Genomic DNA, 15,789 nt, shown 5'->3' on the forward strand with positions numbered 1-15,789 from the left:
GGTCCCACAACTCCTGCTGGATCTTCCGGTATTTCGGCAGATTCGCGAGCGTGGCCTCGTCGGCGATGAACGCGACGAGGAACGGGCGGCCGAGTGTCGTCTTGCCGAGCGTACGCACGCTCACGCGGGGCGAGGCCTTGTCGAGCGCGGTGAAGTAGTCGGTGACCTGCTTCCAGGTGGGAAGCTTGCGGTCGGTGCCCGGCTCCCAGCCGAGGATGGAGGCGGGAGTGGGGATGGCGCCGGCGGGGCGCGCAGGGCGGGGTTTTGCCGTTTCCTGCGCGTGGAGGACCGTGGCGCTCAGGGCGCCCGTAAGCGCGCTGGCGAGGAGGAGGCGGAGAGAAGGGCGCATGCCATGATCTACCACCCGGCGGGCCGTTCGGCGAGCGGCACGGCCCGCCGGACGCGCCCCAAACGCTTTCCTAGTACGCGTACCCGAAGATGATATTCATCTCGTCGTTCGCCGACAGGCCGAACGTCACGGTCTTGTCGGTCACGTTGTTCCACGTCACCACCGACACCAGCGCGTCACCGGGTTCGAGCACGAGCGGGGTGTCGAACGACAGGAACTCCGGGTGTTCCCAATCGAGATTGGTGTACACCGACGTCTCCGTGCCGTTGGCGCGTCGCACGCGGATCTCGAACTTCTCGCCCAGGCTGTGCATGTGCGAGGTGAGTGCAAGCACCGTCGTGCGCACGTTCGTGGTGAACGCCGTCCGCACCGTGGTGCGCTGGCGCGGCGGCAGCGTGAAGTTCGTGTTCCCGAGGTTGAGCGTCCGCGCGACCCGCGTGACCTGCGCCTTGTCTACCGTGTACAGGTTGGCGTTCGCCTGACCGGGGAGCGGCGCCGGCGAGCGATTCACGTAGTGCACGTTGAGGTCGAGCGCCGCATTGGGGGGCAGGCGCAGCGCCACACCGGGAGGGAAGCGGAAGTCGAGATCCGGCGTCATGGCCCCGGCGAAGAACACGTGACAGGCCATGGGCAGCATGTTGACCGTGTTCAGCGATCCATCGGTGTTGCGGATATCACGCACCGCATTGGCGGGCGGGCGCAGGTTGCACGGGAAGGTGGAGCGCGCGTCGTCGAAGGTGTACAGCAGGAAATGGTGGCTTCCCGGTCGCATCCGCATCTGGATGCGCGTCACGAACAGCTCGTTCGCGTTGCCGAGATTACGGTACACGAAGAGCTCACGCTCCGAGGTGCCGGTCACGGCGAAGCTGTCCACGCCTAGCTGGATCCCGGCGCCGGCGGCAGGAGCGCCGAGCGGTGTGAACGTGGCCGCCTGCGTGCGGGCGTCGGCGAGCACGGTGGTGTCCACGACATCGCCGGTGCGCGGCGCACCGGCCTCGATCCATCGACGCACGTACTCGAGCTGCCCCATGGAGAGGCCGCGCGTGGTGCCCATGGGCATCAACGTGCCGTAGTCCCGGCTGTGGTGCCCCGGCACCCATGCGAGCTTGTGGTACAGTAGCGAGCTGTCGGCCCGGAACGGCTTGACGCGCAACATGCCGTCGGCGCGCGCCAGCGTCTGCCGCGAGGCGATGCCGACCAGCTGCGCGTAGGACGAGTCGGCCGAGAGCACGAGCTGCGAATTGCGCGCATCGCTGGTGCCGGTGCGATGACACGACACACACTGCGGCTCGATAATGGTTTTCTGGATACGGGCGAATGTGCCGACCGGCTCCGGCTCGGCACCCCCGGGCGCATCACCGCCACACGCGGCGAGCAGCGCAAGCGCGACCGACGTGAATGCCTGCATCGGCATCCGCCGATTTCGCGTGGCCAGCGAAAAGAATTGGAGAGTCGGCATGGGATGAAAATTCTACGCGGGGCGCGCCCGGATGTCAGGGCTCGCGGTGGCGCCTTCAAGCGCGCTGGCCACTGTGCGCAGCAGCGCCTCCTGTGTGAACGGCTTGGCCAGGACGGGCCCTGTGGCGCGGAGTTCCACCAGCGCACTCTCGTCGAGTCCGGCGTAGCCGGTCATGAACACAACGGGAAGTTCCGGCCGTGCCGCACGCAGCAGACGGGCCAGTTCGAGGCCGTTCGTAGTGGGCATGAGCACGTCGGTCAGCGCGAGATCGATGGCCTCGATGGCCTTACCCACGAGAGCCAGTGCGGCCGCGCCGTCTTCGGCATCGAGCACCCGATACCCATGATCCCGCAACATGCGTGTGGCGAACTGTCGGATACTGGCGTCGTCCTCGGCAAGCAGGATCGTTTGCCCGCCACCGCCGAGCTCCCGCTCCGCCGAGTCTGGCACGACCGCGTCCGTCCGCTCGGGAAACCAGATGCGGAAGGTGGTGCCCTCGCCACTGACGCTGCGTACCTCGATCGCGCCGTCGTGTCGCGCCACGATCCCCCGCACGACCGCCAGCCCGAGGCCGGTCCCTTCGTTCACCTTCTTGGTCGTAAAGAACGGTTCGAAGAGATGGTCGATGACGTCGGGCGACATGCCCATCCCCTGATCACGTACCGAGAGTGCCGCGTAGCGCCCCGCGGGAAGGACACGGTCGCCGACGGCCTGCGCCGCATCGAGTGTGATCCCCTCGAGCTCCACGACGATGCGGCCGTCAGTCGGTTTGGCATCGCGTGCATTCTTCACGAGGTTCACGAGTAACTGTTCCACCTGCCCCTCATCGGCCCCGATCGTTGGCACAGCACCGGATACCTGCACCTCGAAGGTGAGCGGTTCGCACAACTGCTGGAGGCTGCGCTGGTTCTCCTCGACCATTGCCGGCAGGGACAGCGGCTGCAGCGCTGTGTGATGCTGCCGTGCGAAGGCCAGGAGCTGGTGCGTGATGCCGGCCGCGCGACGCCCGGCGCGTACCACCTCGCCAAGATCGGCCTGCATGCGCTCGTCGTTGCGCGCGGCGATCTGCGCGAGCTGGGCGAAGCCGAGGACGGTGGTCAGGGCATTGTTGATCTCGTGTGACACGCCGCCGGCGAGCCGACCAAGGCTCGCCATGCGGCGCGCACTCTGCAGCCGCTGCTCGAGACGATAGCGTTCGGCCAGCTCGCGACTCAGGGCGTCGGTACGCTCAGCCACGCGCACCTCGAGGTCGGCACGCGACGCCTCGAGATCCGCGGTGCGCTGCGACACCAGGTCGGACAGCTCCCGCTCGCGTGACCGCGCCGTCGCCAGGCGCCAGCGCGTGAATCCCACGGCGAGCAGCGCCGCCAGCCCCGCCACCACGGCAAAGAAACCGCGTCGCTCGACGAGCGACATGGGTACCGTGATCTGCATCGTGGCCAGTCGCGGTTGCCACTGGCCGTCTTCACCGGCCACCCGAATCTCGAGCTGATATGTGCCACCATCGAGCGGGCCGAAGGTCAGCGTGCGGCGAAGGCCGGCATCGATCCACTGATCGCTGATGCCACGCACCCGATACTCGGCGCGCACCCGATGGGGCACGAGGGCGTTCGTCGCCGCGAACTCCACGGCTACCTGGCCAGGGTGCTCGAGGGCCCACACCGAATCGGTGCGCTGCTGCCGCGTGCCGTCCACGGATACCGCTTCGATCAGCACCTGCGGCGGGACCGTGTCATTTACGACCGCGCGTGGATCGAACTGCACCGGCCCCGCATAGGTCGGCAACCAGATCTGTCCGCTGCGATCGCGCAGCAGATCGGGCGGATAATCGGCATTGATGTCCGTGGTGGGCAGACCATCGGCCCGGTCGAACTGGCGGACGACCACCGCGCGTTCAGGCTGTTCGAGTGAACGACGGAGATCAGCCAGCGAGACGCGCATGAGTCCGGTGCGCGAGGTGATCCACAGGTAGCCGTCGTCGTCGGCGATCAACCCGTTGATCACACGATTGAGGCGTCGGTTGGTCGCACTGAGCGCGGTGACCCGGTCGTTGCGCAGCACATAGAGCCCCGAGTCTGCCGTGGCGATCCAGAGCGCATCGGCGGTCTCGTAGACGGCCATTACCGCCGGGTCCGTAAGCCCCTCCGCCGCCGCATAGCGCTTGCGCGCGGCGCCCTCGCCAATGGTGAGGTACGGCCCGCCGACCACCAGTCGGCCTCGTGAATCCCGTGTCACCATACGGGGGCGGTCATTGGCGCTCAGCCCGAGCGTCTTGTAGAGACTGTCCACCACGCCGTTCTTCGCGCGCAGCAGTCCGCGATCGGTATTGTTGTACAGCGTGCCATCGGCGTCTTCGAACAACCCGTAGCTGCTGACAGCCGGCAGGCCGATGGTTTCGGTTACATCTGTCAGGCTGGTCCGCGTCGCCCGCCACAGCCGGCCGGCGTCGTCGGCGATGAACAGACCGCCGAGCGCCGATGGCCAGATCGAGGGCGCCGAGAGATTGGCTACGTTCCGGAAGACCGGATGCCATCGGCCCTGATCGTACCAGGCCACTTGCCCGTTGTCGGCCGACATCCAGATCGTGCCGTCACGATCACGCCGCAGGGCCCAGGTGCCCGTAACACCAAGTCCCGCCGTGACCGTGCGGAAGGGCGACCGGCGATAGCGGGCAAGTCCACCCGCGGTGCCGGCCCACATGTTTCCCCGCAGATCACGGAACATCCACCAGACGGGATCCTTGGCGCTGCGTTCATCGGAATCCACGTCGCGGAGGGCCCCGTCGGCATACCGGAGCACACCGCGCGTATCGGTACCCAGCCAGAGCGCACCCGTGCCGTCGAAGGCCATGCTCCACACCTGGGCGCGTATTCGGCCGAGGGCCGTCGGCACGCGAGTGCCCTCGACGATGCGCGCTGGATCGGTGATGTCCAGCGACTGGATGCCCTCGCGGACGGCAATCCAGAGGGTGCTGGACGCGCCCGGTGCCATGGCCATGTCGTACACGCGCTGGGTGGCGGCTGGGGCCCAACGACGTGGGGCGCTGTCGCCCACGGTGTAACTGGCCAGCACTTGCCGTCCGCCGAACCACATCCGCCCCGTCGCATCTTCAGCGAGCGCGTAGATGTACTCGTTGAAATGGGGGACGGCGGTGAACCGCCTCCCATCGCCGACTCGCACGCCGAAGCTGCCGGTGACCCAGACGCGTCCCGCTTTGTCGCGAGCGACCTTCCACACGGTAGACGCCGGCACCTGATCCGGGGGGATGGCGCGAAAGACCCCGTTTTCGTACACGGCGAGGCCGCGATCCGTCGAGATCCAGAGGGCGCCCCGCGCATCGGCGGTCAAGGCGTTGATGGCCCACGATCGTAACGCCGGTGTGGTGTTCGGCGAATACATCGTGGTACCCAGCCCGTCGTAGCGCACGAGCCCTCGGCGGGTCCCGAGCCAGAGATACCCGTCCGCGGTCTGCGCGATGGCGGAGACCTGCGTGTCGGGCAGCCTTTGGGTGGGATCGGCCAATTCACGCACGAACGCGCCGGGCGCCATAGAAGAAACGTCGGCCTGCGCGGGCAGGGCCCGAACGGCGGCCGAGACGCCCACGCCGAACGCAAAGAGCGCGCGGAACGAAAAGGATTTGAGCACGCTGAACAATACCGCGGGACGACGGTTCTCGTGCGAGCAGTTTGCCGTTGCCGTGGGTCGTGGTGCGGGGCAGGTTACGGCATGACCTCCTCCCCGCTGGAAACCGCCCCGCGTCGGCCCGGCATTGGCGCGCTGCTCACGTGCCTCGTCATCACGACCGTGGCCGCGGGGAGTGGCGCCTTGGCCTCGCGGACATCGGCACAGTTCTACGCCCTGCTCGACAAACCCGTGTGGGCGCCGCCGGCGTGGCTGTTCGGGCCGGTGTGGAGTCTGTTATACCTGATGATGGCCGTGGCGGCCTGGCGTGTGTGGCGGGCGGCCGGTTTCCGCGGCGCCCGACGCGCGCTGGCGCTTTACGTGGTGCAGTTGGGATTCAATGCCCTCTGGACCTGGTTGTTCTTCGTGTGGCGGAATGGCCCGTGGGCGACGGCGGAAGTGCTTGCCCTGTGGGCCTTGATCGTTGCCACGCTGTTGGCGTTCCGGCAGCACGACCGGCCCGCGGCGGTGCTACTGGCCCCGTATCTGGCGTGGGTGTCGTTCGCGAGCGCGCTCACCATCGCCGTGTGGCAACGCAATCCGGGATTGCTCTAGGCTGGCGATTCGACTGAGGAAACTTCCATGACGAAGACGAGCATCGCGCTGCTCGCCCTGCTGGCGCACGGGGCCATGCAGCAGGCTCACGCGCAGGCGATCGACTGGCCCGCGCCGAGTGGCGACGCCGGGGCCATGCGCTTTTCGCGGGCTGCCGCGATCACGCGCGAGAACGTGTCGTCGCTGCAGATCGCGTGGCGGTGGCAGACCAACGAAAAGAACGGTCCGCCCGTGGCCGGCGGGCAGGCGGCGCGCCCCGGACAGTTTCAGGGCTCGCCCATCGTGATCGGCGACACGATGTACACGAGTACGCCCTACGCGGCAGTGGCCGCGCTCGATGCGCGCACCGGGCGTGAGTACTGGCGCTTCGATCCCGAGATCTGGCGCGCGGGGCAGCCGTCGAACGGCACCGGCCTGGTGCATCGCGGCGTGGCCACGTGGGCGTCGAAGAACGAGCGCCGCATCTTCATCAACGCGCGCTGGAAGCTCGTGGCGCTCGATGCGGCGACCGGCAAACCGGTGCCGTCGTTCGGTACCAACGGCGAGATCGATCTCACGGCCACCCTACGCCGGCGCGTGAATCAGCTGCACTACACGAATACGTCGCCGCCGGTGGTGTACGGCAATGTGGTGATCGTGGGGAATGGCGTGGGTGATCGCCTCCGCTACCCGTACGACCCACCCGGCGACGTGCAGGCGTTCGACGTGCACACCGGCAAGCGGGTGTGGAGCTTCCATACCATCCCGGACGCTGGCGAGTTCGGTGTAGACACGTGGGAGAACGACTCGTGGAGGGTCATGGGGCACACCAACGTGTGGGCGCCCATGAGCCTCGACGAGAAGCGCGGTCTTGTGTTCCTGCCGGTGTCCACGCCCACCAACGACTGGTACGGCGGCGATCGCAAGGGCGACAATCTGTTCGCCGAGTCGGTGGTGGCGCTCGATGCGAAAACGGGGAAGCGCGTGTGGCACTATCAGGTCGTGCATCACGGCCTGTGGGACTACGATCTTCCGGCGCCGCCGGTGCTCGCCACCATCACGTGGAAGGGCAAACCGCGCGATGTCGTGGCAGTGCCGAGCAAGACGGCATGGATCTACGTGCTCGATCGCGACACCGGGAAGCCGGTGTGGCCCATTCCGGAACGACCGGTGCCGTCGAGCGACGTGCCGGGTGAGCGCACCTCGCCCACGCAGCCGATGCCAACCAATCCGGCGCCGTTCGCGCGGCAAAACGTGAGCGAGGGCGACCTCATCGACTTCACGCCGGAGTTGCGCCAACGCGCGCTCGACATTTTCCGGCAGTATCGTCACGGCCCCATCTTCACGCCGCCGTCGGAGCAGGGGACCATCGTGATGCCCGGCAACATCGGCGGGGCCGGATGGGGGAGCACGTCGTACGACCCCACCACGCATACGTTGTACGTGAAGGCCACCGAGAATCCGGCGCTCTATCGCATCCGCAAGGGCGTACCGAACGACACGATCGGCTTCGAATACACGGTCGATCTCACACGGGCGACCTTGGGAGTCACCGCCGATCCCGACTCGGGGAAGGCCGATCACACGCCCCCCGAAGTGCTGCCGCTCATCAAGCCGCCGTACGGCACACTCACGGCCATCGATCTCGACAGCGGCAAGCGCAAGTGGCAGGTGCCGCTCGGCGACACGCCAGGTATTCGCAATCATCCCCTGTTGAAGGGAGTGACGTTACCGCCGCTCGGCGTGGCCGGCGCGGTGGGGGGCACCGTTACCGCATCGGGGCTCATCTTCGCCACGGGTGGCGGCGACGTGCTGTACGCGCTCGACACGCGCGACGGGCGCGTCCTGTGGCAGCACGCGCTGCCGGCGGGGCGCGGCTACAGCAACCCCATCACGTACCGCGCGAGCAACGGCGTGCAGTACGTGGTGATTGCCACCGGCGCCGGTGAGAAGGCGGAGCTGGTGGCGTTCACCCTCAGCGCCCGAACCGCACCGGGAGCCAGTAGGTAAACTTCACCGAGAGGAAGTTGTCGCCCGCGACGCGGGTGGTGCGAAGCAGTTCGCTCGTGCGTGCGGGGTCGCCAAACAGCAGGTCCGAGCGACGGTTCTGCTGCCACACCACGAACACGGTGCTCCCCGGGGTCCATTCCCACCGCATCACCACGTTGGAGCGGAACGAGAGCACGTGGAAGTCGCGATTGCTGATGGTGAACTGCGACGCGCCATCGGTGATCGTGTGTGTCCCGGCCGAGTCGCGCGCGATGGTCGTGCCATCGGTACCGTATTCGCGAAGCTGGCGGCTCCGCGCGGCGGCGAGTTCACCGATGCGTGAGTAGGTGCCGCTCGCCACGAACGGTTCCGCGTATCCCTCGAGGGTGAGGTTGGGGGAGAAGCCGAGGTTCGCGCGGAGCCGGGTGGAAATGGTGGTGCGATCCACGAAGGCGAAGACGTACCGGCTGCCGTAGGTACGGGTGCCCCCCGCGACCCGCGTGACGTACTGGCGCGGCTCCATCCCCGTCTGATAGGTGGGCTCGGCGGAGACTGTGAGGCGCGGCGTGGGACGCAGCGTGAGCTGCCCACCGCCATTGTAGCGCGTGGCACCGAATTCATCGGCTTCCCAGCCGGCGTTGAAGCGCCACCCGGTCTTCGCGCCGAAGTTGTTGTTGATCCGGAACTCCTGCTTGAACTCGCGCGGCGTGCCCATGTAGGGGCCACCGCGCGTGAGGGCGTCGTCGATGGCGGCGAGCTGGATCGTCGAGCGCACGTTGATGTTCCAGAAGTTCTTCAGCGTGACCGACGAGTTCTGCGTCCACGTGTTGAGCTGATGCGCCCCCTCGAAGTTCCAGGCGCCGCGCGTTTCGAAACCGAGCCGCCAGTTCTGCAGGTAGCGGCCCGGCAGCGTCTGACGCACCTGCAGGTCGGCGTTGTACTCGATGTCGTCGGTGCTCTGCAGCCGTCCGAGATCATTGATCTCGTAGCCCGGCGACTCGGCCTTCACCTCGGCGCCCCACAGAATCCACCGCCCCGCGTCCTTGTCGGCGCGCAGCTGCGCCGAGTAGCCGGAGAGTGCGCGCTTGGTCGGGTCGAAGATCGTCCGTCGGCGGTCGGGGCGCTGAAAGAGGTGCGCGTTTGCCTGCTGCTGACGCCGGATGGCGGCGGTGTCGCCCTCCACGTACGACGTGGCCACGAAGCCGCTGATCGCGTACTTGCCCTCCTGAAAGCGCAAACGCCAGTCCAGCCCTCCGAAATACGAACCGTGCGGCAACAGGCCGGCGAGCGACGATTCCCCGGCGAAATCCCGCTGCACCATGGTGAAGGCGGCGCCGATCGTGGAGGCCTGCCGGCCGATGTCCTGCTGCAGACGGACCACGCCGAAGGCCGTGCGCGGCTCGATCGCCACGCGGCTCGTCACATTGGAGTCGACGTAGAAGACGCGCGCCTGTTCGGCGGCGGTCACCGCGGCCACGCCGCCCACGGCGAGTCGGCTCGGCAGACGGCCGGTGAGCTTGGTGGCCCCAAGAATGGTGCTCGCGCGGGGGCGATCGACGAAGTCGCCGCTGGCTGAGCCGCGCGGCGGGGCGCCGATGCGTCGCGGGTAGAAGTACTGCGCCCCGTTGCCGCGCACCATTTCGCTGCCTTCCACGAAGAACGGGCGACGCTCGTCGAAGAAGGTCTCGAACCCCGTGAGATTCACCTCGGCGGGATCGGCTTCCACCTGTCCGAAGTCCGGGTTCACGGTGGCGTCGAGGGTGAGAAATTTGCCCACCCCCACCTTCGTATCCATGCCGAACCGACTCGCATACGGGCGCGTGAGCGGATTGCTCACGGTGCTGCTGGCGGCCCGTGTGGCATCCCCTGCCACATATGGAAGGAACTCCACGGGACGCGTGCTGCGCACGTCGCTGATCCCCTCCAATGTCCCGAAGCGCGAGATGTACCCCGTTTCGCGCGGTCTCACGAGCGCCCACTGGACGGTTTCGTTCTTGTCGGGCATCCAGCGGTCGATCTGGAACCCCCAGCGCTGCTCTGCATCCGGGGGGAAGCGCAATTGCGAGAAGGGAATCCGCATCTCGGCGGACCAGCCGGTCGAATCCACTTCGGCCGAGGCGTTCCACACGGGATCGTACTGGCTCTCCCGCCCGCGCATTTCCTCGTCCTGCGTATGGCGGAAATCGCTGCGGACCCCGGCGGCGGAAATCCCGAAGCCCACCGCCGTCCGCCGGTCGCGCTGGGTGTCGATGATGATATTGAGCCGCTCGGCGTTGCCGAAGCCGTCGCGACGGGTGAAGGTGCGCGAGATCTCCTGCGGGCGCACCCGGTGCAGCCGGGCCCCGATATAGAGCGCTTCATCATCGTATGCGATGTAGATCTCGCTGCGCTCGGTGGGGGCGGCGCCCTCGAGCGGTTGGCGTTGCACGAGATCGTCGAGCGGCTTGACGGCCGTCCACATGGCGTCGTCGAGGCGACCATCGATGCGCGGCGCCCGCGTCACCCGCGTGGCACGAGCGACCTTCGGCGACGGCTGCGCCAGGACGGGGCGCAGGGGGCACACGGCGGACAGGACGGCCACACCCAGCGCCGCGAGCACACGCGGCGATGGCCGTTGAAAAGCGACGGTAAGGAACACGAGGTGCGGAAAGAGGAATGCGCGACTCTCCTTCAGTACGTGCAGGGGCACCGCGATGTTCGACCGCCCGCCACGTTGCTTACCCTGCGGCGGAACGGGAGGCATCTTCGGCGCACGTTGGTTCCCCACCTCCACCAGAACCGCCCGACATGACCCGAACCGCCTTCCGAGCGCTGGCGCGCGTGGCCGGCACGGCCGCCACCATCGCCACCGCTGCCGCCCTCCCTGCGCAGTCCAAACCCGCCGCGCCCCCCAAGACGTCGGCGCCGCCCGAGATCATGACGCGGAAGTTCGGCGACCTCGGCGAAGGGCCGTACAAGTCGCTGGTGATCCGCAACGCGATGGTCATCCCCGGGCACGGCGGGCCACCGGCCGGTCCGTACGACATCCGGATCGAAGGCTCCATGATCACCGAGATGGTGCCGTTCGATCCTGTGACCGCCGAGCGCGCTGGGGCACGCCCCCGCATGACGGGCGACCGCATCATTGATGCGGCGGGCAAGTTCGTGATGCCGGGCATGATCGATCTCCACACGCACATCCGCACCCTGCCGATGGAGATCGAGTACGTCTACTACCTCAAGCTCGCCATGGGGGTGACCACCATGGTGAACGCCGCTGATCGCGGCTACGTGGACGGCATGCGCGAGGCGAAGAAGAGCGAGGCCAACGAGATCATCGCGCCGCGCATGTATCCGCTCGTGAGCTACGGCGCAGGGACGAGCTTCAGCAAGCTGCAGCTGGACGATCCGGCGCTGGCGCCGCAGGTGGTGAAGGCCATGGCCGCCAACGGCAACCGCGTGATCTCCATGGATCCGCTGGGGTGGAGCCTCGAGCTGGTCACGGCCATCGCGAAAGCGGCCAAGGAGAACGGCATGATCACGTCGTTCCACCTGCAGCCGGCCAACACGGCCGTGACGCAGGCGGTGCGCGCGGCGTGCGCCGGTGTGACCATGATCGAACATCACTACGGCTACGCCGAGTCGTCGCTCGACGGCAACACGCAGGATTTCCCGCGCAACTACGAGTACGGCAACGAGAACGATCGCTTCCGCGAAGCGGGTCGCGTGTGGACGTACGCCAACAAGGAGCGGCTGCTCGGCTCCGTGGTGGACTCTCTGCTCAAGTGCGGCGTGACGATGCTCCCCACGCGAGTGGTGTACGAGGCCAACCGCGACGTGATCCGCGCGACCGCCCTGCCGTGGACGGAGAAGTACACGCACCAGGCGCTGTGGAACTGGAACATGCCCAACCCGGCATTCCACGGTGCGTATCACTACGACTGGACGAGCGACGACGAGTACAACTGGACCTCGGCGTATCGCCTGTGGGGCGATCTGATCTTCGAGTTCAACAAGCGCGGCGGCCGCGTCGCGTTCGGCACCGACGACAACTACATCTGGGCCACGCCGGGCTTCTCCACCGTGCGCGAGTTGCAGCTCGGGCGCGAGACGGGCATGAAGACCCTCGAGGTGCTCAAGTCGGCCACCTACACCAGCGCCAAGACGCTCGGTGAGCCGAAGCTCGGCCTCGTGCGTCCCGGCTACAAGGCGGACCTACTCATCGTCGACGGCAATCCAGCGGCGAACCTGAAGTACCTGTACTCGTTCGGCGATCTCACGCTCGATAAGAGCGGCGCCATGGTGCGCACCAAGGGCATCGTGCACACCATCAAGGACGGTGTCGTGCTCGAGAACGCGAACCTCATGCGCGAGGTCGAGCGCATGGTGCAGGGCTCGCGCAAGCTCGCGCCGGCGGCCGATCCGGTGCGCGATCCGTTCAAGCCGTCGGGGCGGTAGTTCCGGCAGGGAAACGCGTGCTCACCGAGCTCACCGAGGATGGTGAGGGCACGGAGCTCCGGCTATCCCCACAGAATCGGTGCCGTCGAAGAGGATGGTCCATTTATGTGCATGGCTGTTCTCAGTGTCCTCACCCCGCTCGGTGAGCTCCGTGATCACGCGTGTCTTTCCCCGGGCATGACGCAATGATTGACTAAGTCGGCGGGGAAACGCGTGCACACAGAGATCACCGAGGATGGTGAGGGCACGGAGCTCCGGCTATCCCCACAGAGTCGGTGCCGTCGCGGTGGACGGACCAAGAAAGGCTTTGGCTGTTCTCGGTGCCCTCACCCCACTCGGTGAGCTCCGTGATTACGCGTTTCTTCCCTAAGAGCGACACAATGGTTGGCGAGGCCGGTGGGGAAACGCGTACACACAGAGATCACCGAGGATGGTGAGGGCACGGAGCTCCGGCTATCCCCACAGAGTCGGTGCCGTCGAAGAGGATGGACCAAGAAAGGCTTTCGCTGTTCTCCGTGCCCTCACCCTGCTCGGTGAGCTCCGTGATCACGCGTGTCATTGAAAGGCTTTGGCGGTTCTCGGTGCCCTCACCATGCTCCGTGAGCTCCGTGATCACGCGTTTCCAGCCCACCCCGAAAGCCTCACGGCGCGATCAGATCTCGCGTCGCTTCGGCTGGTGTCCGCACACCGGCTAGGGCAAACGCGAGATCGACCTCGTCGCGCAGCAGTTGCAGCACGTGACGCGCGCCCGCCTCGCCATTCGTGGCGAGCCCCCAGAGGATCGGGCGCCCCAGTAGCACGGCGTTGGCGCCCAACGCGAGCGCCTTGAGTACGTCGGTCCCTCGGCGCACGCCGCCGTCCACGAGGACCTCGGCGCGTCCTTGCACCGCTGCGGTCACCTCGCCGAGCGCGCGTGCGGTGGGGACGGCCGTGTCGAGCTGCCGGCCCCCGTGATTGGACACGATCACGCCGGCGGCGCCGTGGTCGAGGGCCATCATGGCGTCGTCGCCGCGTACCACACCCTTCACGTAAATGGGCAGGGACGTGATCGACTGAAGCCATGCGAGATCCTTCCACGCAATCCCCGCATCCCAGTGGTGCAGAATGAACTGCGCCAGGGCCGAGGACATGTCTTCCTGCGCGCCCAGCGTCGACCGCATGTCCACGCCAAGGTTGGGCGCCGCGAATTCTGTCGGCACGTGGAACCGGTTCAGCAGGTCGCGTTCGCGGCGGCCCAGGATGGGCGTATCCACCGTGAGCACAAGCGCGGTGCACCCCGCGCGTTCGGCGCGCTTCACCAGCTCGGCGGTCACGCCGCGGTCGCGATAGATGTACAGCTGGAACCACACGAGGGCGCTCGACGCGGCGCGCACATCCTCGATGGTCCGGTTGGAGAGCGTGGAGAGAATCATCCCGCTGCCGGCGGCGGCCGTGGCGCGCGCCGTGGCCACTTCGCCTTCGGGCGTCGCCATCTGCTGGAACGCCATCGGTGCCACGATCACGGGCCAGTCGAGTCGATGGCCGTTGATCGTGGTGGACAGATCGCGCTGCGACACGTCGCGCAGCACGCGATAGCGGATGCGCAGGTCATCCCACGCCGTGCGTGACTCCCGCAGCAGGATCTCGTCGTTCGCACCGCCCGCGTAGTAGTCGTACACCATGCGCGGCAGACGCTCGCGACCGAGCGCCTCGTACGCATGCAAATTGACCGGCAGCTGCTCGCTATTCGCCGTCATCGTCACTTCACACGCTTCCCGTGCTTGATCACCGTCTGCACGTTGCGGAAGGTTTCGATGGTGGTGAGCGGGTTCTCGCGCACCGTGATGATGTCGGCCGTCTTGCCTACCGAGACCGTGCCCACCTTGTCCTGCAGCCCGAGCGACATGGCAGGCCAGAAGGTCGCCGCGCGAATCGTTTCCATGGGATCCATACCATACTGCCGGACCCACGTCACCATCTCTTCGGCGGTGGCGTACCCGTGGAAGTTGCCCGGCACGCCGGCATCGGTGCCGATCAGCAGTCGGGCGCCGCTCTGGCGCAACTGCCGGAACTTGGTCTGCAGCGTGGGGCCACGGTCGGGAACCAGCCGATAGTACTGCAGCGTGTCGAGCCGGCGCAGCGACGAGCGGATATCCTGCACCAGCGCCGGGGGCAGGTACTGGTACCAGCGCGGGTCGTCGAGGTACTCGTCGTCGTCGCGCCGCTTCGTGTAATTGGTGAGCACGTCGATGGTGGGCGTCCACCACAGCGGCCCCTTGGCACCCTGCGCGGTGCGCTCGTGCAGAACACGAAGCACATCGTCCGGATACCCGGGCGACGCCTGCATGCCCGTGTGCTCGAAATCGTCCACGCCCATTTCGAGGCCGAGCCGCACTTCTTCCGGTCGATGCGCATGGGCGACCACCGGGAGTTTCCGTGCATGGGCCTCGTCGACGACCGCGCGGATTTCGTCCTTGGTCATCTGATCCTGATCGATCAGCTTGATCACGTTCACGCCGGCATCGGCGAGTTTCTTCACCTTGGCGCGCGCATCGGCGGGGCTGCTGATGCCCCAGCGGAAACGCTCCGTGCCGGGGTAGGGCGCGTGTTGCAGGAACGGCCCCGACGTGTAGATGGTGGCCCCCACGAGCTCGCCGCGCTCGATCTTGCCGCGCACGGAGAGAATCTCCTCCAGCGGGCCGCCGAGGTCGCGGATACTGGTGACGCCGTTCATCACGCTCTGTCGTGCCGCTGCGGGGATGATGCTGCGCTCCCATTCCGGTGGCGACACGCTGTCCCAGTGCGCGTAGTTGCCGTGTCCCACGAGCATGACGTGCACGTGCATATCCCAGAGGCCGGGGAGCACGTACTGGCCGTCCGTGGACACGACCGTGGCGCCGGCAGGGACCGCGAGCTGGCCCACGCGTCCCACGGCGACGATGCGCGTGCCGTCCACGAGCACCACGCTGTTGGGCACCGGCGTGCCGCCGTGGCCGTCGATGAGGGTGCCACCCACCAGCGCGAGCGTGGCACGCTGCGGCGCAGTCGTCACCGACATGGCACGGGTTGCCCCGCTGCGTGACGGGAGCGGGCGGCGCACCGTAGTGGCGGCCAGAGAAACGCTGACAAGACAGACGACGGCGGCCAGCGGGCGCCAGGCACGAAGGAGCGGGTTCATCGGCATATTGTACGCCTCCCCCTCACCTTTCGCTCGGAGTCCGTCGATGGCGTCGCGCTCGAAGCCCTGTCTTCCCCTCGCGTTGCTCCTGTCGTGCGTGGCCGGTGCTGTCGCACCAATCACCACATTGCAGGCGCAGGCGCAGCCGGTGCCGGTGACGTCGGCCAAGCCGGGGTGGAAATG

8 protein-coding genes and 1 pseudogene are annotated in these 15,789 nt (G+C 67.2%); 3 read left to right on the forward strand and 6 right to left on the reverse strand.

Annotation, left to right across the window (positions count from 1 at the left end; genetic code table 11):
- The 3 genes and pseudogenes from ACIQ6O_RS05355 to ACIQ6O_RS05365 all read right to left on the reverse strand — a co-directional run.
- Positions 1-349: pseudogene (locus ACIQ6O_RS05355) on the reverse strand (hypothetical protein); the annotation flags it as partial.
- Positions 350-419: 70 nt separating this feature from the next.
- The gene (locus ACIQ6O_RS05360; protein ID WP_396206754.1) at positions 420-1,808 is read right to left on the reverse strand and encodes a hypothetical protein; all 1,389 of its coding nucleotides are present in this window, start codon (positions 1,806-1,808) and stop codon (positions 420-422) included.
- Between the two features lie 12 nt (positions 1,809-1,820).
- Positions 1,821-5,453, reverse strand: a complete 3,633-nt coding sequence (locus tag ACIQ6O_RS05365) for a two-component regulator propeller domain-containing protein (protein WP_396206755.1) — start codon at positions 5,451-5,453, stop codon at positions 1,821-1,823.
- An 81-nt stretch (positions 5,454-5,534) separates the two neighbouring features.
- Between ACIQ6O_RS05365 and ACIQ6O_RS05370 the strand changes: the two genes are divergently transcribed.
- Positions 5,535-6,044 carry a TspO/MBR family protein gene (locus ACIQ6O_RS05370; RefSeq protein ID WP_396206756.1) on the forward strand — a complete coding sequence of 170 codons (510 nt, stop codon included), beginning with the start codon at positions 5,535-5,537 and terminating at the stop codon, positions 6,042-6,044.
- A gap of 27 nt (positions 6,045-6,071) precedes the next feature.
- Positions 6,072-8,033, forward strand: coding sequence for a pyrroloquinoline quinone-dependent dehydrogenase (locus ACIQ6O_RS05375; protein WP_396206757.1), 1,962 nt, complete (start codon positions 6,072-6,074; stop codon positions 8,031-8,033).
- Here the strand turns inward: ACIQ6O_RS05375 and ACIQ6O_RS05380 are convergent.
- On the reverse strand, positions 7,999-10,755 hold the full coding sequence (locus ACIQ6O_RS05380; protein WP_396206758.1) for a DUF5916 domain-containing protein: 2,757 nt from the start codon (positions 10,753-10,755) through the stop codon (positions 7,999-8,001). The two genes, ACIQ6O_RS05375 and ACIQ6O_RS05380, sit on opposite strands and share 35 nt — an antisense overlap.
- A 44-nt stretch (positions 10,756-10,799) precedes the next feature.
- Between ACIQ6O_RS05380 and ACIQ6O_RS05385 the strand changes: the two genes are divergently transcribed.
- Positions 10,800-12,449 carry an amidohydrolase family protein gene (locus tag ACIQ6O_RS05385; RefSeq protein ID WP_396206759.1) on the forward strand — a complete coding sequence of 550 codons (1,650 nt, stop codon included), beginning with the start codon at positions 10,800-10,802 and terminating at the stop codon, positions 12,447-12,449.
- A 641-nt stretch (positions 12,450-13,090) separates the two neighbouring features.
- Here ACIQ6O_RS05385 and ACIQ6O_RS05390 read toward each other — a convergent pair.
- On the reverse strand, positions 13,091-14,185 hold the full coding sequence (locus ACIQ6O_RS05390) for an alpha-hydroxy acid oxidase (RefSeq protein ID WP_396206760.1): 1,095 nt from the start codon (positions 14,183-14,185) through the stop codon (positions 13,091-13,093).
- Positions 14,186-14,187: 2 nt separating this feature from the next.
- The gene (locus tag ACIQ6O_RS05395; protein ID WP_396206761.1) at positions 14,188-15,606 is read right to left on the reverse strand and encodes an amidohydrolase family protein; all 1,419 of its coding nucleotides are present in this window, start codon (positions 15,604-15,606) and stop codon (positions 14,188-14,190) included.
- Positions 15,607-15,789: the final 183 nt, after the last annotated feature.

The sequence above is a fragment of the Gemmatimonas sp. genome (genome assembly GCF_044345575.1).
Lineage (GTDB): Bacteria > Gemmatimonadota > Gemmatimonadetes > Gemmatimonadales > Gemmatimonadaceae > Gemmatimonas.